The organism is Cecembia lonarensis LW9, from assembly GCF_000298295.1.
Lineage (GTDB): Bacteria > Bacteroidota > Bacteroidia > Cytophagales > Cyclobacteriaceae > Cecembia > Cecembia lonarensis.
Map to the genome: position 1 here is coordinate 1 of NZ_AMGM01000053.1, position 17,272 is coordinate 17,272.

General features: G+C 44.2%; 18 protein-coding genes. 8 read left to right on the forward strand and 10 right to left on the reverse strand.

The features are described from left to right. Positions 1–420 precede the first annotated feature (420 nt). The 6 genes from B879_RS14570 to B879_RS14595 are packed head-to-tail and all read right to left on the reverse strand — an operon-like array spanning position 421 to position 4,950. Positions 421–1,443, reverse strand: coding sequence for a hypothetical protein (locus B879_RS14570; RefSeq protein ID WP_009185963.1), 1,023 nt, complete (start codon positions 1,441–1,443; stop codon positions 421–423). Positions 1,444–1,453: 10 nt separating this feature from the next. Further along, positions 1,454–1,777 (reverse strand): DUF3817 domain-containing protein, encoded by a 324-nt coding sequence (locus B879_RS14575; protein WP_009185964.1) that lies wholly within the window; start codon positions 1,775–1,777, stop codon positions 1,454–1,456. Between the two features lie 4 nt (positions 1,778–1,781). Continuing rightward, entirely contained in the window at positions 1,782–2,330 is a 549-nt protein-coding gene (locus B879_RS14580) for a hypothetical protein (protein ID WP_009185965.1), read from the reverse strand. Between the two features lie 10 nt (positions 2,331–2,340). After that, positions 2,341–3,054 (reverse strand): tetratricopeptide repeat protein, encoded by a 714-nt coding sequence (locus tag B879_RS14585; protein WP_009185966.1) that lies wholly within the window; start codon positions 3,052–3,054, stop codon positions 2,341–2,343. 7 nt (positions 3,055–3,061) lie between these two features. Beyond that, on the reverse strand, positions 3,062–4,480 hold the full coding sequence (locus B879_RS14590) for a CCA tRNA nucleotidyltransferase (RefSeq protein WP_009185967.1): 1,419 nt from the start codon (positions 4,478–4,480) through the stop codon (positions 3,062–3,064). Continuing rightward, positions 4,477–4,950, reverse strand: a complete 474-nt coding sequence (locus B879_RS14595) for a hypothetical protein (RefSeq protein WP_009185968.1) — start codon at positions 4,948–4,950, stop codon at positions 4,477–4,479. Before B879_RS14595 ends, B879_RS14590 begins: the two co-directional genes overlap by 4 nt. Before the next feature lie 462 nt (positions 4,951–5,412). Here B879_RS14595 and ppsA point away from each other — a divergent pair, with 462 nt between their 5' ends. The 7 genes from ppsA to B879_RS14630 are packed head-to-tail and all read left to right on the forward strand — an operon-like array spanning position 5,413 to position 13,480. Next, the gene (gene ppsA, locus B879_RS14600) at positions 5,413–7,839 is read left to right on the forward strand and encodes a phosphoenolpyruvate synthase (RefSeq protein WP_009185970.1); all 2,427 of its coding nucleotides are present in this window, start codon (positions 5,413–5,415) and stop codon (positions 7,837–7,839) included. 2 nt (positions 7,840–7,841) lie between these two features. Beyond that, positions 7,842–9,557, forward strand: a complete 1,716-nt coding sequence (acsA, locus tag B879_RS14605) for an acetate--CoA ligase (RefSeq protein ID WP_009185971.1) — start codon at positions 7,842–7,844, stop codon at positions 9,555–9,557. Between the two features lie 6 nt (positions 9,558–9,563). Beyond that, the gene (gene pdhA / locus B879_RS14610) at positions 9,564–10,559 is read left to right on the forward strand and encodes a pyruvate dehydrogenase (acetyl-transferring) E1 component subunit alpha (protein ID WP_009185972.1); all 996 of its coding nucleotides are present in this window, start codon (positions 9,564–9,566) and stop codon (positions 10,557–10,559) included. Beyond that, entirely contained in the window at positions 10,556–11,542 is a 987-nt protein-coding gene (locus B879_RS14615; RefSeq protein ID WP_009185973.1) for an alpha-ketoacid dehydrogenase subunit beta, read from the forward strand. The genes pdhA and B879_RS14615 overlap by 4 nt, the downstream gene beginning before the upstream one ends. Further along, entirely contained in the window at positions 11,539–12,771 is a 1,233-nt protein-coding gene (locus tag B879_RS14620) for a dihydrolipoamide acetyltransferase family protein (protein ID WP_009185974.1), read from the forward strand. The genes B879_RS14615 and B879_RS14620 overlap by 4 nt, the downstream gene beginning before the upstream one ends. Continuing rightward, positions 12,768–13,010, forward strand: a complete 243-nt coding sequence (locus tag B879_RS14625) for an acyl carrier protein (RefSeq protein ID WP_009185975.1) — start codon at positions 12,768–12,770, stop codon at positions 13,008–13,010. The genes B879_RS14620 and B879_RS14625 overlap by 4 nt, the downstream gene beginning before the upstream one ends. Positions 13,011–13,039: 29 nt before the next feature. Then, positions 13,040–13,480 (forward strand): hypothetical protein, encoded by a 441-nt coding sequence (locus B879_RS14630; protein WP_009185976.1) that lies wholly within the window; start codon positions 13,040–13,042, stop codon positions 13,478–13,480. Here the strand turns inward: B879_RS14630 and B879_RS14635 are convergent, their stop codons facing one another. The 3 genes from B879_RS14635 to B879_RS14645 all read right to left on the reverse strand — a co-directional run bounded on the left by B879_RS14635 (position 13,481) and on the right by B879_RS14645 (position 15,522). Next, on the reverse strand, positions 13,481–14,239 hold the full coding sequence (locus B879_RS14635) for a hypothetical protein (RefSeq protein WP_009185977.1): 759 nt from the start codon (positions 14,237–14,239) through the stop codon (positions 13,481–13,483). Positions 14,240–14,248: 9 nt separating this feature from the next. After that, entirely contained in the window at positions 14,249–14,785 is a 537-nt protein-coding gene (locus B879_RS14640; protein ID WP_009185978.1) for an acyl-CoA thioesterase, read from the reverse strand. An 80-nt stretch (positions 14,786–14,865) separates the two neighbouring features. After that, positions 14,866–15,522, reverse strand: coding sequence for a protein-L-isoaspartate(D-aspartate) O-methyltransferase (locus tag B879_RS14645; protein WP_009185979.1), 657 nt, complete (start codon positions 15,520–15,522; stop codon positions 14,866–14,868). Positions 15,523–15,635: 113 nt separating this feature from the next. On the opposite strand from B879_RS14645, the gene B879_RS14650 reads away from it, so the two are divergent. Then, complete coding sequence (locus B879_RS14650; RefSeq protein WP_009185980.1) at positions 15,636–16,229, forward strand: riboflavin synthase; 594 nt, start codon at positions 15,636–15,638, stop codon at positions 16,227–16,229. Between the two features lie 189 nt (positions 16,230–16,418). Here the strand turns inward: B879_RS14650 and B879_RS14655 are convergent, their stop codons facing one another. Continuing rightward, complete coding sequence (locus B879_RS14655; protein ID WP_009185981.1) at positions 16,419–17,219, reverse strand: N-acetylmuramoyl-L-alanine amidase family protein; 801 nt, start codon at positions 17,217–17,219, stop codon at positions 16,419–16,421. Positions 17,220–17,272: the final 53 nt, after the last annotated feature.

The window sequence follows — 17,272 nt, forward strand, 5'->3', positions numbered from 1 at the left end:
AACTTGCCAGCATTTAGCAGTTAAGGTATTTAGGAATTCATGAAGAACAATATTGTTGTCGGGTTGTCTAACTGGAGCTTTGATAGTTTGGGAAAGTGATTTTGTACAGGGTTATAAATTGTGCCAGAGGCACAACCTATCGTTAGCAAAAAAGCGGTAACCATTCCCCTCCGTCCTGTAGGGACGGCCAATGTGTTCTAGGTTGTCAAGTTGTCGTGGTTGGAGCTTTGAAGGTCGGAGTGATAATGTAGAATGAAGAGTGATGAGTGAATTCCGTGGTTGTCGGGTTGAAATGACAAGTTAAATCTTTTGACAATAGCTGCCCAGATCTTTTGGGACACCTGTTATTTTGAAAGACTTCCTAAAAACCAATCTACCTACCGCTTCATACTTGATACATTGAGCAAGGTACAATAACCACTATCGCTTCAAGACCTGGTCCAAACTGACTCTGAGTAACTGTCCCATATTTTCACAGGCTAAAAATTCTCTGTTTTTGTAATGGTGGGCCAATTCCTGCTTGAGCGTTTCTATGTTTTCAGGTGTGGAAAGGATGTCCAACTCCATGCTTTGCAGCAGGTCTTCGATTTCTTTGGGAGAGCTTTTTAACCTCGTTGCAATCAGGGCCCTTTCTTCCCTTTGGTATTGCTTCATGGATTCAGGGGTGATATGCTTGATGCCCAATTGGATCAAGGCATTGTTTTGCTTGAAATATTGGGGGAGGTAAATGGACTTTTTGCCTTCATAAGACTGCTGATCAAAGTCAATGGCCCTGATCCGATAATGGATTTCTTCAAAATCGGGTGTAATGTCCACCACAAAATTGGAAGAATGCATGTCTCCCAAAAGTCTGACAAAACAGCGTTCATTGAATTTGACAAATTCTTTGGCCAATCTAATGGGGTTTAGTACATCTTTGTGCACATATTGCCGCATGAACTGTTCTCCTGGGATTCCTGCGATGTGTTCCTCAATGAGGGTGTTTTGATGCACCAGGTAATTGATCCGATTGGGAGAAAGGAGGTGTTCGAGTTCCAGACCATAGACCCTGGAAGCATCGGCATTTTTTACATAAAAATAGTCAAAGTTATCATTGATCCTATTGACAATCCTCACTCTAAAAGGCTGGGTATTGCCGTATACGCAAAGGTCAACCCGGTCTACATAAAGGTGCTGCATCACGGACATGTCTCCCTCGGCCTTGAGCAAAGAGTAGATTTTTTTGACATTGTAATGTATTTCTTCCCGGTCTGATTCGGAATAAAACACCGTTTCCCACAGCGTGTCATTCCCTTTGTAATCATAGAGCGGAATGGAAGAATTGTAGCGCAGCAAGTCGGAATAATGAATGGGGAAATCTACTTCCCTGCCATATTTGCGAAGATAAGTCCTCAGATTGGGACTGATGGAATAAATCTTTTTCTTCTTGCTGATCAACGCCATGGCTAGCTTTTTAGGAGGATGCCAGTTCCTTTTCTTCCGGTGTCAGGTACCTGTCAAATATAAATGGACCGAAAGGGAGGATGGAAGCAATCAGGGCAAAGAGTGTTTTACTGAAATCCCAAGTACATCTTCTCGCTGTAGGGAATACGACATAGATATAGATCACGAAGAGTATACCATGGGCCCAACCTACATAAGTAACAGCAATAGGCATATCCATTACATATTTCAAGGGCATGGCTATAAATAGCAGGATCAAAAAGGAAGAACCCTCTAAAATACTGATCCATCTAAAACGTTTGAGCCATTTGGCCATTTTTTCGGTATTGCTCATATTATTAATTCGTAACGTTAAAAAGGGTTTTGAGGGCGCCCCAAAGCGCCTTTTTTAATTCCTTACTGGTGTAAATCTGATCCAGGCTGTCAGCAAATAAATATTCTGTTCCTTCCACCATCTCCCTTTGGTAGTTTTCTTTTTTGTGGTGCATCAAAGGATGACTGATCCTTCCAAATACAATCACTTTTGAGGGATTTAGCGCATCCACCTGATCCATAGAGGCTGCATTGATCAAGCCTTCATGGCAAAGGGCGATATCTTTCAGGGAGCAACCTACCGCATCCAAAATCTTGAAGAGCAATTCCTTCAGTTCCGCCGAAAGATCCGGACTGTCATAAGCTATAAGGACACCTTTTTCAAAATTACCCTCGTAAGCCAATTCCTGCATTTCTTCTTCAATTATAGCAGGACTCAGCACTTCTTCAGTCGGAATGTCTTCTATGGCTTGGTTTTTTTCACCCAACTCCAAATAAAGACCTTTTTCCTCGGGTAAAAGGTAAATTGGGCTGTCCAAGAAAAGGCTTAAATGATGGATGCTCTGTTCTTCCATGAATAGGGATTTACATGCTTCGTGCTTCTTTCAGGTTTTCTTGGGCCAAAAGAAAATCAGGGGAAAGGGATAGGGATTCATTGAAAGCTTCAATCGCCTCCTCTTTATTTTTCTGCCCCATGTAAATCATGCCTTTCAGGTTGAGGGCAGCTGCTTTCAAACTTACCTCTTGCGTATCATTGTTGTTCGTTGGGAAGCCGATTAGCTCATCGGTAGATTTTCTGTCCCTGATGATCATATTTACAGAATTGAGGGCTTCTTCCTCCTTATTCAGGCTGAACTGCATGTAAGCACTTTTGTACAGCGAGAATAGATTGCCGGTTATCAGGTAATGTCTTTCAAAGTGGGGAAGGGCCCTGTCCATGGCACCTAACTGCTCCAATGAGTAGGCTGCGATTTCCAGCGCAGTAGCACTTTGGTCATTTTTTTCCAGTAGGTCAAGGGCTGCTACGGCTGCTGATGTAAACTGTCCCGCATCAAAATAAAGCGTGGCAAGCAATTCCGGATAACGGTTGTTGTTGGGATTACGCTCTATCAATTCCAGGAGTTTCATCCTGGCAACAGGCAGGTCATTGTAGCGCATGGCCAACTGATACACCCGCTGGTCTCCTTCGTTTCTTTTTCTTAGGGTCTCAGTTTCCTGAGGGTTGGTGTTTTGCTCCTGAGCATAAGCCACAGTGCCCAAACATAGCAACAGGGCCAATAATATGTTGATCTTATTCATAGGGTAATTATAATAACTTTTTTAATCCTTTTCGTTCGGCTAATTTATACAATAAGTCCAAAGCTTCCGCTTTATTGTTTTGAATTTGTCCATTCAAGATAGCTTCCTTGATTTCTTCTTTCAATTCTCCTACCACTTTGGAAGGTTGGAGGTTAAAGATTTCCATTATTTCCTCTCCGGAAACCGGGGGTTGGAAATTTCTCACCTGGTCTTTTTCCTCTACCTCTATGAGTTTGGCTTCTACTTTGTCGAAATTGGCCAGGAAACGCTGCACCTTGTTATTGTTTTTGGAGGTGATGTCTGCCCTACATAAGGTCATCAGGTCATTCACATCATCCCCGGCATCGAACAATAGCCTACGTACGGCTGAATCCGTCACTTTATCCGAAACCAGCGCAATAGGCCTGAGGTGTAAGCGCACAAGCTTCTGTACATATTTCATGCGTTCATCCATAGGAAGTTTCATCCTGCGAAAGATACCTGGCACCATCCTGGCTCCTTTGTCCTCATGGCCATGAAATGTCCATCCTGCTTTTGGATGAAAACGCTTGGTAGCTGGTTTGCCTATGTCATGCAGTATTGCCGCCCAGCGTAGCCAAAGGTTGTCTGTATTTGGGGTGATGTTGTCCAACACCTGTAAGGTATGGTAGAAATTGTCTTTATGGGATTTGTCGCCTACGGAATCGACACCCTGTAGTTCCACCATTTCCGGGAAGAACTGGTGGAGAAGTTTACTGACAAAGAGTAACTTAAAACCATAGGACGGTTTTGGGGTCATGATGATTTTTGTCAGTTCGTCCATAATCCTTTCAGCTGACACAATCTGCAAACGGTGTGCATCATGTACTATGGCCATAAATGTATCCGGCTCAATATCGAAATGCAGCTGTGCGGCAAAACGGATGGCCCTCATCATCCGTAAGGGGTCATCAGAAAAGGTAATGATCGGGTCAGTGGGCGTCTTGATGGTTTTGCTTTTGATATCACTTATCCCATTAAAGGGGTCGATCAATTCCCCGAAATTATGGGCATTGACAGATACTGCCATAGCATTGATGGTGAAATCCCTGCGCTCCAGGTCCTCTTGCAGCGTACCGTCTTCCACAATCGGCTTTCTGGAATCATGTCGGTAAGATTCACGTCTGGCGCCCACAAACTCCACTTCCCAATCCTCTAGACGGATATTGGCTGTTCCAAAATTTTTGAATACCGAAAGGGGTACGTGTTCTTGATAGCTGTCGGCCACTTTTTGTGCCAGGTTAATGCCCGAACCGACACAAACAAAATCTATGTCCTTGCATGGACGGTTCAGGATCAGGTCACGCACGTAGCCACCTACCACATATGCTTCCAGACCCAATTCGTCTGCAATCTTTCCGACCCGTGTAAATATGTCTAAACTTTCTAGATGTGCTTTGAAATTCATGATTTATGGATTTTGATATCCCCTTCAGGACTCAAAAACATTTCTTTGGTACCGGCGCTCAGCAATGGGAAAAATTCCTTGGTCTCAAAGTCAAATTCCTGTGTTTTTCTGTATTGTAGGATCAAAGGCTGGGAATAAGCAAAAAGCAATTTATTCCAAAAATCTTTTTTCAGTACAGCAAACCGGACATTTCCATGCTCTATGGGGCCCTTTTGTAAAATTTTGTTTACTGGTGTATGGTAGATGGTCGGCTTGGTCGCAAATTCAATGATATCCAATGAGACTTCCGAAAATTGATGGGCCACAGTTCTTATCTGGAAGAGGTCAAAGAAAAGAAAAATGCCTTCATATTGATCCTTTTCGGGAGACCAATGGTCCAGGCTGATCAATTCAATGATGGAACCATGCCCTTCTTTGATACGAACCCTGCCATTTTCCTTGATAAAATCGATTGCTGCTTTGATTTCCACCTTTGATTTTTTTCAAAAATAAGTCAGAATATTGAGATATGCAGGAAGTCTGGGGATTTTAACCTGAATTCCAAGATATTTTTAGGGAGAGGTCAGGTTGCAGCGCGGGAAAAAAGTCGGATTTCGAAAGTCGGATTTTGAAAAAAGTGGGACCTTGGAAGGATAATGTAGAATGAAGAGTGATGAATGAAAAATGTGGGAGCTTGGTAAATTTGGGTGTTTTGTTCTATATGGAAATCAGGACGCAGAAAGCGTCCAATACTGAAAGTTATTTACCCCGGGTATAACCCGGTGGTTGAAGCTGTTTTAAGAACACGGTCCTCCCAACTCCGGTAGGAGTTGAATTAAACAGGATAAGTGGTTGAAAAAATCAAGTGCTTCAATGCCTTTTCTAGGGGTTTTGATTTCCGAAAATTCAAAGGTCAGTTGTTGAGGTGACATATGTCATAATTTTTTTAGGGGATGTCTCTTAACTTGAAGATCAAACCAATAGCTACGATTACGACCATGTCAACATTTATCATTCCATTTCGACAAATCAGAAATAAGGATATTGCCAAGGTAGGCGGTAAGAATGCTTCATTAGGGGAAATGATCTCCGAACTTGGTGCTTTGGGCGTCCGCATCCCTGATGGCTTTGCCACTACTGCGGAGGCTTTTCGGATGTTTTTGGAGGAAAATCGACTGAAGGATGCTTTGGGGGACTGTTTGGCCCAACTTCAGACAGATGATATGGGCAATTTGTCTGAAGTGGGGAGTCAGTGCAGGGCCCTAATGTCTGGTGGTGTTTTTAATGAAGCCATGCAACGAGATTTTTTGGAGGGATACAGAACCTTAGGACAGGGCCAAGTGATTGCTGTGGCAGTCAGAAGCTCTGCTACTGCTGAAGATTTGCCTACGGCAAGCTTTGCGGGACAACATGACAGCTTTTTGAATATTGAAGGAGAAAAGGAATTGCTGGCAGCCATACATCAGTGTTACATTTCCCTTTTCAATGACAGGGCCATTAAGTACCGGGTGGATAATGGTTTCGATCACATGGAGGTAGCCCTATCTGTTGGCGTACAGAAGATGGTCAGGGCTGACCTTGGCAGTGCCGGGGTTGCTTTTACCATTGACCCGGAAACCGGTTTTGAGAATGCCATTTACATCACCTCAGCTTGGGGTTTGGGAGAAAATGTGGTGCAGGGAGCTGTGAATCCAGATGAATTTTATGCCTTTAAACCTGCAATAGAAAAAGGGAAAAAATCCTTGATTTTCAAAAAAATGGGAGCCAAAGAGCATAAGATGGTCTATGCCATAGGAGGGGAAAGGCCAGTAAAAAATATCAAGACCAGTGCTTTGGAGCGGCAGAGTTATTCTCTGGAACCTGAGGAGGTAGAGCTTTTGGCGGATTGGTGCTATAAAATCGAGAAGCATTATGGCATGCCCATGGATGTAGAATGGGCCAAAGATGGCCTAAGTGGTGAACTTTTCATTGTGCAGGCCAGACCAGAGACCGTTCATGGTGAAAAAGACGGAATAAAGGTCAAAGAATATAGTATCAAGGGAAATGGAAAAGTGCTGGTCAAAGGCAAAGCAGTAGGCAATGCCATTACCTCGGGTAGGGTATGTATCGTAAAATCCCTGGCTGATGCCGGTAAGGTACAACATGGAGACATCATTGTGGCGGATATTACCAACCCAGATTGGAATGCCATGTTGAAAAAAGCAGTCAGTATCGTCACCAATAAAGGAGGGCGTACCAGCCATGCGTCCATTGTGGCCCGGGAACTGGGGATACATGCGATTGTAGGTACGGGCAATGCCACAGATAAATTGCAGGATGGTCAAATCATCACTGTTTCCTGTGCGGAGGGAGACGAGGGGATTGTTTATGAGGGCAAGCTGGATTGGGAGGTAAAGGAACTGGATTTTCAGGCATTGGCACCTACCAGGACTAAGCCTATGTTTATTCTAGCAGATCCCTTCAGGGCTTTTAGGCTCTCCTTTTATCCCAATGAAGGGGTGGGGCTTTTGAGAATGGAGTTTATCATCAGCAATACCATAAGGATCCATCCCATGGCCTTGGTCAAGTATGATGGGTTGCCGGAAAATAACGACAAAAAGGCCATAACGGCCATCACCCAAAATTATCCTGATAAAAGGCAGTATTTTACCGAAAAGCTTTCAGAGCATATTGCCATGGTGGCAGCAGCTTTTTATCCCAAGGATGTTATCGTCAGGATGAGTGACTTCAAGACCAATGAGTATGCCCAACTCATAGGCGGTAAGGGTTTTGAACCTCAGGAAGAAAACCCCATGTTGGGATTTAGGGGGGCTTCCCGGTATTACCATGAGCTTTACAGGGAGGGCTTTGGATTGGAATGCGAGGCCATGAAAATTATCCGCGACGATTTCGGATTGGACAATGTGAAATTGATGATCCCTTTCTGCAGGACGGTTGAGGAAGGCAGGAAAGTATTGGAGACCATGAAATCCTTTGGACTGGAAAGGGGGAAGAATGGTTTGGAGGTTTATGTGATGGCAGAACTCCCAAGCAATGTGATCCTAGCCGATGAATATGCAGAAATATTCGATGGCTTTTCTATTGGTTCCAATGACCTTACCCAATTGACTTTGGGTATAGATAGGGATTCTGAAATCGTTTCGGATCTTTTTGATGAGAACAATGGAGCTGTCAAAAGCATGCTGGCCCAAGTGATCAGAAAAGCCAAAAAAGCCAATAGGAAGATTGGGCTTTGTGGACAAGCCCCCAGTGATTACCCGGAATTTGCACAGTTTCTGGTGGAGGAAGGCATTGATAGCATTTCTTTCAATCCGGATGCCCTTTTGCGGGGTATAGAGAATATCAGCAAGGCAGAGAAGATTGATCAAAACCCAAAATAACCATGAAAGAAGCCAATTTAAAAGATTATGCCAAAACCTATGAGGAGTTTGACTGGAGTAAGGAAACGGCCACGCTCAGTGGTCTTCCTGATGGAAAAGGATTGAATATTGCCTATGAGGCCGTGGACAGACATGCGTTAGGACCTTTGAAGGATGTGCTGGCAATCAGATTGGTCCGAAAAGACCATAGTTATGAGGACCTTACTTATGGTGATCTTAAAAAACGTACCGCTCAATTTGCCAATGTGCTGCGCAGGTTGGGCATTGCAGAAGGGGAAAAGGTTTTTTCTCTTTTGGGCAGGGTTCCTGAACTCTATGTCACAGCCTTGGGCAGTTTGAAATTCAAGGCAGTGTATTGTCCATTGTTTTCTGTTTTTGGCCCGGAACCTATTTTTCAGCGACTGAGTAAAGGGGAAGGGGCAGTTTTGGTGACCAATACCCAGTTTTATATCAAGAAAGTAAGGGACCTATTGGACAGGCTTCCAACATTGAAATACATTTTGCTCATTGATGTGGCGGAAGATTTGGATGACAAGGCACTCTCTTTTTCCAAGTTGATGAAAAAGGTATCTGATGAATTCACCATTCCGCCTACCCAAGAAGAGGATCCTGCTTTGTTGCATTTTACCAGCGGGACTACAGGGATGCCCAAAGGTGCTATTCATGTGCATAAGGCAGTATTTACCCACTACATTACCGGTAAATATGTCCTTGATTTTCAACCGGGAGATGTGTTTTGGTGCACGGCTGATCCAGGTTGGGTGACGGGCACTTCTTATGGAATTATTTCGCCCTTAGTCAACGGAGTCACCAGTATCGTGGATGAAGAGGAGTTTGACGCCATGCGCTGGTATGGCATTTTGGAAAAAGAAAAGGTTAACATCTGGTACACAGCCCCTACAGCAATCCGGCGATTGATGCGGATGAATCTGGTGCCTAAGGAAAAATTTGATTTATCAGCTTTAAGGTTGGTGTTAAGTGTAGGGGAGCCATTGCATGCCGAGGCTGTGGTTTGGGGCGAATCAGCCTATGGTGTCCCCATTTTGGACAATTGGTGGCAAACTGAAACAGGAGGCATTATGATTGCCAATTTTCCTTCCCTCAAAGTCAAACCAGGCTCTATGGGTAAACCCTTGCCCGGGGTGGAAGTGGGTATTGCTGATGTGGAGGGAGAGGAGCTGGTCTTGTTGACCAATCCGGAAGCCCAAGGGCATTTGGTATTAAAAAAGGATTTTCCTTCCATTTTCAGGGGCTATCTGCATGAAGAAGAACGCTATCAGAAATGCTTTATGGGAGATTGGTACCTCAGTGGGGATTTGGCCAAAAAAGATGCAGAGGGCTATTTCTGGTTTGTCGGTAGGGCCGATGACATCATCAAAACCTCAGGACACATGGTAGGGCCCTTTGAGGTGGAAAGTAATCTGATGCGGCATCCTGCAGTGGCAGAGGCCGCGGTCATTGGAAAGCCAGAACCTTCCATCGGGGAATTGGTCAAGGCTTTTGTGGTGCTTAAAGAAGGGCATGCTGCCAACGAAGACCTAGAACTTGAGTTGATCGGTTATGCAAGAAAAGTAATGGGACCTGCTGTAGCGCCCAAGGAAATCCAATTTGTGGAGAGCCTTCCTAAAACCAAAAGTGGTAAAATTTTACGGAGGTTGCTTAAAGCCAGAGAATTGGGGTTGCCAGAAGGAGACTTGTCCACCTTAGAAAAAAACTGAGAAAGCATGAAAAAGACTAAAACATCAAAACGGATCAGCAAGGCGGAAGGAAAGCGTTTGTTGCATCAGATGCAATTGATCCGGAGGTTTGAGGAAAAATCGGCAGAAGTATATACTGAGACCAAGATTCGCGGATTCCTGCACTTGTATGTGGGAGAGGAGGCTGTAGCGGTGGGTGTGATTCAGGCATTAGATGAGGATGATTATATCCTGAGTACGTATCGGGAACATGGGCATGCTTTGGCCAGAGGCATGGATCCAGGGGCTATCATGGCAGAAATGTACGGTAAAGTTGAGGGCTGCGCTATGGGTAGGGGAGGCTCTATGCACCTGTTTGATAAAAATATCCATTTTTATGGAGGGAATGCCATCGTTGGAGGGCATTTACCATTGGCAGTGGGTATGGCCTTGGCCTCTAAGAAACAGGGCAAAAAGAATGTAACCTGTTGTTTTTTCGGAGAAGGAGCTGCTGCAGAGGGAGAATTTCATGAGTCCATGAACCTTGCCGCCCTTTGGGATGTACCGGTCTTGTTTTTGTGCGAAAACAACCTTTACGCTATGGGTACTGCCCTGAAATATACCCATTCAGAGCAGCAGTTGGAAAAGAAGGGGCCTACCTATGGGATTGAGACAGCAACCGTCAATGGCATGGATCTACTGGAAGTGATGGCAGCAACCCAAAAAGCGGTGGATTACATCCGGAAAACAGGTAAACCTTATTTTTTGGTTTGCTATACCTATCGCTTCAGGGCCCATTCCATGTTTGATGCAGAACTCTACAGGGACAAGTCCGAAGTGGAGGAGTGGAAAAAGCAGGATCCTATCCTTCAGTTTAAAAAGTTTTTGCTGGAGGAGCAATTGATCACGGATAAGGAAATAGCAGCTATGGAAGTGGCAGTAGAAAAACAGGTACAGGAAGCGGTGGATTTTGCTGAAAAGGGCAGCTGGGAGCCTGTAGAAGATTTGTGTCGGTATGTGTACACTGAAACCCAAGGATCATGAGCAAGACCATCACATTAACCTATAGAGAGGCCTTGAAAACAGCCATAAGGGAGGCTTTGCAAAAAGATGAGCGGGTATTCCTGATGGGGGAAGATGTTGGGCATTATGGGGGTGCCTTTGCGGTGAGCAAAGGCTTGCTCAAGGAGTTTGGTCCTGAACGGATCATGGATGTGCCGCTTTCTGAGTCAGGGTTTACCGGAGCAGGAATCGGGGCAGCATTGGCAGGCATGAGGCCGATTGTGGAGATCATGACGGTCAACTTCAGTTTGTTGGCCATGGATCAGATTTTTAACAATGCCGCCACCTTACTGCACATGTCAGGAGGTCAGCTCAATGTACCGGTGGTGATCCGCATGGGTTGTGGTATAGGCCGGCAGTTAGCTGCTCAGCATTCCCACTCGTGGGAGCCGTTTTATGCGCATGTTCCGGGAATCAATGTGCTGGCCGTTGGTACGCATGAGGATGCTCGGGGCATGTTGCTCAGCGCTTTGGAAAGCCCTGACCCGGTCATTATTTTCGAATACACTTCGATGCTGAATTTAGAAGGGGATATTCCGGAAAATGCGGGGGCGGTTGACATCAGAAAGGCCAAAATAAGACGGGAAGGAAAAGACCTCAGTCTGATTACCTATGGTACGGGGGTGTATAAATCATTGGAGGCTGCAGAAATTTTGGAGAGAGAAGGAATAGACGTAGAGGTGGTTGACCTTAGGGTTTTGAGGCCCTTGGACGAAGAAACCTTCTTGGCTTCAGTGGCCAAAACGCACCGTGCCCTGTTGGTAGAAGATGCCTGGCGGTCTGTTAGCATTTCATCAGAGGTAAGTGCCAGGATAATGGAGAAGGCTTTTTTTGAGCTGGATTTACCAGTGGAGCGTTTGTGTGGCGTGGAGGTACCCATTCCATACCCCAAGCATTTGGAAGACGCATCGGTACCGCAAGTGCAGGATATAGTAGATAGGGTAAGAAAAATCTTGAGGCCATGATTTCATTTAAAATGCCGAGTTTGGGTGCGGATATGGAAGACGGCACGCTAGTAGAATGGAGGAAGCAACCGGGGGATCTTCTGAAGAGGGGTGACATCATCGCAGATGTAGATACCCAAAAAGGGTTGATCGAAATTGAATTTTTCGGAGATGGTGTGTTGGAAAAGCAATTGGTAGAAGAAGGGCATAAGGTTCCTGTAGGCACTGTGTTGGCATTGATCAGGCCGACGGGTGATGCGGGGGAGCTAGAAATGCCTGAGGCTGCCCCTAAAGCCAAACAGGAGGCGGTACCCACGGAGCCGCCCACTCAGGAGAAAAAAATTACTTCCCCTCCGGTAGCGGAAGAAAAAGGAAAAAGGATCAAGATTTCTCCTTTGGCCAGAAAAATAGCTGAAATGCAGCAAGTGGATATTAGCCAGGTAATAGGTACGGGGCCTGAGGGCGCCATTGTCAAGGCGGATATAGAAAAATGTTTGGTGGAGATGAAGATGGCCCCTGAAAAAGAAGTGGTGGATAAACCAGCCGAGGTACATCAGCAGGAACCTTTACAGCAATCAGCCATTCCTGAATCAGAAGCCATCCGTAGGGCTGTGGCAGCAGCCATGAGCCGTTCCAACCAAGACATTCCGCATTATTACCTGGAAAAACGCATGGATATGTCCAAGGCTATGGCATGGCTGAAGGAAGCCAATAAAGAAAGAACTGTACAGCAGCGTTTATTGCCTGTCGCACTTTTCATCAAGGCCGTGGCCAAAGCCCTGGATGATGTTCCAGACCTGAATGCCGTATGGGAAAATGGACTGCAGCGGAAAAATGAAATCAATATAGGCTTTGTGGTTTCACTTCGGACAGGAGGCATTATGGTACCCGCGATCTTAAATGCAGATACACTTTCCATCGATGCCATTATGGCCTGTTTGAATGATATTATCCCGCGGGCAAGGGCATTTAAATTGAGAAGTTCTGAATTGAGCCAATCCACCTTTACCATTACCAGCATAGGTGAAGGGGGAGGGGATAAGGTCTTTGGAGTCATTTATCCTCCGCAGGTTGGTATTGTAGGATTTGGCGAAATCAGGGAGGAAGCCGTGGTACATGAAGGGATGATCGGCATCAAACCAATAGTAGATGTGACCTTAGCGGCAGACCACCGGGCTACGGATGGGCTTGTTGGTGGTAAGTTTATGGCAGCATTGAATAAGTATTTACAAAACCCAGCATCATTATGAACAAAGAAGAAATCCAAAAAACCATATTTCAGTTACTCAAGCGTATAGCGCCGGAGCATGACCCCAGTACGCTGATGCCGGACGAAAATATACGAGAGGCCCTCAATATTGATTCATTCGACGCACTACAGTTCATTGTGGCCATCAGTGAAAAATTAAAGGTGGATATTCCCGAGGAAGATTACGGAAAAACTGCTACCTTAAAGTCATTGATGGCGTATTTAGAGAAAAAAATATAGCCTTAACAAATGAATAAACCCCTATAACTATGAGTAATGTCGCTTTTAAGCAAGTGGGCGTATGGATAGACCATGGCAAAGCCCATCTTATTGGTTTCCACAAAGGAAAAGCTGAATGGATTGAGACCATAGATTCCCCTTATGAGAGTATCAAAAGGGTAGATGGTGAAGTAAAAGATATGACCCGGTTTTCTCAAAATCCCGAGCATGCTTCTAACAATGAATACAAAAGGCACAATATTTCCCAAAATGAAATCAATGAGTACCTGCGCCTGATGGAGCAAAAACTTCAGCCCTACGATGATATACTCTTATTTGGACCTGGCACGATGAAGGAAAAAATGAGGAATAGGTTACGGGATAATAAGGCCTTCAGTGGGAAGTGGCTCTCTGTAGAAACTTCTGACAAACTTACTGAAAATCAGCTTTTGGCATTTGTGAGGGATTTTTACGTAAAAGCCACCCCTTGATCAGATCAATTTCTGAAAACCATTTTTGATTTTGGTTACCGCATCAAAGGAGTCGTCTATGTTGATGACTCCTTTTCCCATTTCATGCCAGAAGCCATCTCCACATTCTATAAAATGACCGGATTTTTTGGGCTGCTGTTCCTGTGCTTTTCCATAGTCGTAGTCGGGCAGGAAAACGTAAGAGAGAAGTTCCTTGGTGTTATCCCAGTCTCCTTCCTTGATTTCTCCATTGACGCTGACTTCCACGTTTCTGAGCAGAAATTTCACCTGTAGCTGAATGGCTATTTCCTTATCATTTTCACGGATCAGGTATTGGAGCTGTAATGGCCTTTCTTTCTTACTGCTTTCATAGATGGCCTGAATATAATCCTGGGCAAAAAGTTGCCATTCCTGTTGATTGAGGGGGACAGTACGGCTGATTTTACCATGGCTGTCTTTGGCCAAAATACGTATGCCTCCATCTTCATTGCTCTTATTATTGGACCATTTGGATTTGGCATAAAGCGACTTTAATGGGGTTTCCCAAACCTTGGGGATTTCCCCGTGAAAATGGAAGTTATCATCCGTGGTGAATCCTTCGTCAAAGATTTCCTCTTCGGTAAGTTCTTCCCTGTCTGTATAGATCAAATCCAGCGTGGTGTCCAAAAAGTTTTTTCCGAAGCCTATTTTCAATTTAAACATGTGACTATACGGAGGTGGAATCACTCCAGAGTCAAAATCTATTTCCAATCGGATAAGGTCTTCGGTTTTTAAGTGCATGGTTATGGTTTATTTTTTATCGTTTTTTTCCTCCAAGTTAAAAATGGATTTCAATTCCACAGCATCTTTAGGATCCATTCTTTTGGCAAGGACCAAACGTAATTGTCTCCTTCTTAAGGCACCTTCATACAATTCCACTTCTTCCGGTGTTTCGGGAAGGACTTCTGGAACTTCTATGGGACGGCCATTTTGATCCACTGCTACAAAAGTAAAGAAAGCCCTGTGCGTTTGTATTTTTTTATTCGCAGGAATGTCCTCAGCCCACACTTCGATGAAAACTTCCATGGAAGAATTAAAAGCACGGGTTACCTGTGCCTTGAGGGTGACGACATTGCCCAGTCCAATTGGATGCTTGAAGGAAATGCTGTCTGCAGATGCAGTTACTACAATTCTGTTGGAGTGCTTTTGTGCCGCGATGGCAGCTACAATATCCATCCAGTGCATGAGCTTTCCCCCCATCAGGTTATGAAGGGTGTTGGTATCGTTAGGTAAGACCATTTCGGTCATTACCACTACTGATTGCTGGGCAGTTTTTTTTCTCGTCATAAAAGCTAATTTTACACAAAAATACAGAATTTTAATCTAAGAGTAAATATTTTTAATGGTTGAATCAGTATAAAATTTTGTCATCTCCAGCCTTCAGCACCCAGCAGGGGGACAAAGGCGAAGTTATCAAAAGCCTCCTGTTCAATTTTAGTGGCTGTTTTCTTGGTCAGTCGGAGCATTTTTTGGGTATTTCTGTCCCCCACAGGAATAACCAGTATGCCGCCGATTTTCAGTTGTTTGAGCAGTGATTTAGGGACTACCGGTGCCCCTGCAGTGACCAATATTTTATCAAAAGGTGCCATTTCGGGCAGACCTTGTGATCCATCGCCATGGTAAAAGTGGAGGGGAATGCCCAGTTTGCCCAGGAATTTTTTGGTTTTGTCGTAAAGTTTTTTCTGGTATTCTATGCTGTGTACTTCAGCACCCAAAAGGTGCAGGATGGCACCCTGATAACCTGAGCCAGTCCCAATTTCCAAGACTTTGTCACCTGGCTTTATATCCAGCAACTCGGTTTGAAAAGCCACGGTATAGGGTTGGGAAATGGTCTGTCCTTCCCCTATGGGGAAAGCTTTGTCTTCGTAGGCATGTGAATCCAGGGCTGTGTCGAAAAAAAAGTGTCTGGGGAGTGTATTGATGGCTTCCAATACTGCTTTGTTTTTAATGCCTTTAGATTTTAATAATTTGACCAGTTCCCGTCTTTGACCTTTATGGCGGTAGCTGTCTTCCAGTTTCAACATGCCTTTGAAGAATTTTAATGCAGATGCTAAGTTAAGGGATTAATTGGCTTAAATTTGAACCAAAGAATTGCCCAGACGTTTATCGTCTGAATTATCGCAAAATAAATTGAAAAATGTTTACAGGGATCATAGAAACTTTAGGCAGTATTGTCAAAATAGAAAATCAGGGCAGTAATGTACATTTTGATATCCAATCTCCCATTACGCATGAGTTGAAAATTGACCAGTCAGTTGCCCACAACGGTGTTTGCCTCACCGTGGTGGCAGTGGATGGGGATGTTTACCGGGTGACGGCTATTGATGAGACTTTGAAAAAAACCAACCTGAAATCTTGGGCTGTTGGCAAAAAGGTAAATCTGGAGCGCTGCATGCCTGCGAATGGACGCTTTGACGGGCATATTGTGCAGGGGCATGTGGATCAGATCGGGAAAGTAGAACGGATTCAGGAGGAAGATGGCTCATGGCTTTTTGATTTTTCTTTTGATCCTGGGGCGGGGAATATTACTGTGGAGAAAGGTTCCATAACCATCAATGGAACGAGTCTTACCTGTTTCAATTCAAAAAATGGGAGATTTACAGTGGCCATTATTCCTTATACTTATGAATATACCAATTTTCATACATTGGAAGTTGGAGATGAAGTGAACCTGGAGTTTGATATCATAGGGAAGTATATTCAGCGGATTATTAGGGGGTATGGGGAATGAAGAGTGGAGAATGAGTGTAAGTGGAAAATGTTAATTGTTAAAAGTTAAGAGTTCAGTGTTTTAGGAATCGTATAAGGTACGCTGAACTTTGAACTTCTTCTTTAACGATAAAAGGCCAGTCCAGTCTAGTGTCTAATCTCTAGCATCTCGCAATACCTGGTAATTAATACTTGGTACAAAATAATTTGCTTACAAATCCTCCAGCTCCTCTTTATATGCTTTGATAGAGCGGTAAATCGCTGAAGCGAGATATACCTGTCCATCTTTGGAATTCAAATAGCGTTCTTCGTTTATATTGGAAAGGAAACCCAGCTCGATCAGCACAGAAGGCATGCTCGTCGTCCAAAGTACGTAAAAAGGCGCTTGCTTGACGCCCCTGCTGGATCGGTTAACCCTAGTTGAAAAATCATTTTCAATTTTGGAAGCCAGAGAAATACTGTTGGACAGGAAAGCCTTGTGGGTAAGGTTAAACATCATGTAGGATTCAGGAGAGGTAGGATCAAAACCCTCATAGTTTTCTTCGTAATTGTCCTCCAGTGTGATTACCGCATTTTCCCTTTTTACAATTTCAAAATTGGCTTCAAAGTTTTTGGTACCCATAACAAAAGTTTCAGTACCATAGACGCCTTTGTTACCTGCAGCATTACAATGTATCGAAATGAAAAGGTCAGCCTTGTTGCGGTTGGCAATATTTGACCTTTCTTTTAGCTCTAGGAAGACATCAGATTTCCGGGTGTAAATCACTTCAACTTCCGGTAGGTATTCCTGAACATATTTACCAACCTGCAGGGCCACAGCTAAAGCAATGTCCTTTTCTTTGGAAAAAGTGCCCAGTGCTCCGGGGTCTTTGCCACCGTGTCCGGCATCGATAACAATACGCCTTAATTTATACTCGGGTGCTTTGGATCCAGTACTTGAAAACCCGCTTAGCAGGAAAAAAACAGTCAATAATGAAATTACAAGAATATTTTTACCGTTAAAACTTCGCATGCGTTTGAATCCTATTAAATTTGCCCGGGTGAAATTTATAAATTTTTAAACAA

Coding starts and splice junctions, on each gene's coding strand:
- B879_RS14635 (WP_009185977.1), bottom strand. CDS start 14,239: ATGCACTTAAAAACCGAAGACCTTATCCGATTGGAAATAGATTTTGAC.
- B879_RS14580 (WP_009185965.1), bottom strand. CDS start 2,330: ATGGAAGAACAGAGCATCCATCATTTAAGCCTTTTCTTGGACAGCCCA.
- B879_RS14575 (WP_009185964.1), bottom strand. CDS start 1,777: ATGAGCAATACCGAAAAAATGGCCAAATGGCTCAAACGTTTTAGATGG.
- B879_RS14625 (WP_009185975.1), top strand. CDS start 12,768: ATGAACAAAGAAGAAATCCAAAAAACCATATTTCAGTTACTCAAGCGT.
- B879_RS14645 (WP_009185979.1), bottom strand. CDS start 15,522: ATGTTGAAACTGGAAGACAGCTACCGCCATAAAGGTCAAAGACGGGAA.
- B879_RS14650 (WP_009185980.1), top strand. CDS start 15,636: ATGTTTACAGGGATCATAGAAACTTTAGGCAGTATTGTCAAAATAGAA.
- acsA (WP_009185971.1), top strand. CDS start 7,842: ATGAAAGAAGCCAATTTAAAAGATTATGCCAAAACCTATGAGGAGTTT.
- B879_RS14620 (WP_009185974.1), top strand. CDS start 11,539: ATGATTTCATTTAAAATGCCGAGTTTGGGTGCGGATATGGAAGACGGC.
- B879_RS14585 (WP_009185966.1), bottom strand. CDS start 3,054: ATGAATAAGATCAACATATTATTGGCCCTGTTGCTATGTTTGGGCACT.
- B879_RS14630 (WP_009185976.1), top strand. CDS start 13,040: ATGAGTAATGTCGCTTTTAAGCAAGTGGGCGTATGGATAGACCATGGC.
- ppsA (WP_009185970.1), top strand. CDS start 5,413: ATGTCTCTTAACTTGAAGATCAAACCAATAGCTACGATTACGACCATG.
- B879_RS14590 (WP_009185967.1), bottom strand. CDS start 4,480: ATGAATTTCAAAGCACATCTAGAAAGTTTAGACATATTTACACGGGTC.
- B879_RS14640 (WP_009185978.1), bottom strand. CDS start 14,785: ATGACGAGAAAAAAAACTGCCCAGCAATCAGTAGTGGTAATGACCGAA.
- B879_RS14570 (WP_009185963.1), bottom strand. CDS start 1,443: ATGGCGTTGATCAGCAAGAAGAAAAAGATTTATTCCATCAGTCCCAAT.
- B879_RS14655 (WP_009185981.1), bottom strand. CDS start 17,219: ATGCGAAGTTTTAACGGTAAAAATATTCTTGTAATTTCATTATTGACT.
- B879_RS14615 (WP_009185973.1), top strand. CDS start 10,556: ATGAGCAAGACCATCACATTAACCTATAGAGAGGCCTTGAAAACAGCC.
- pdhA (WP_009185972.1), top strand. CDS start 9,564: ATGAAAAAGACTAAAACATCAAAACGGATCAGCAAGGCGGAAGGAAAG.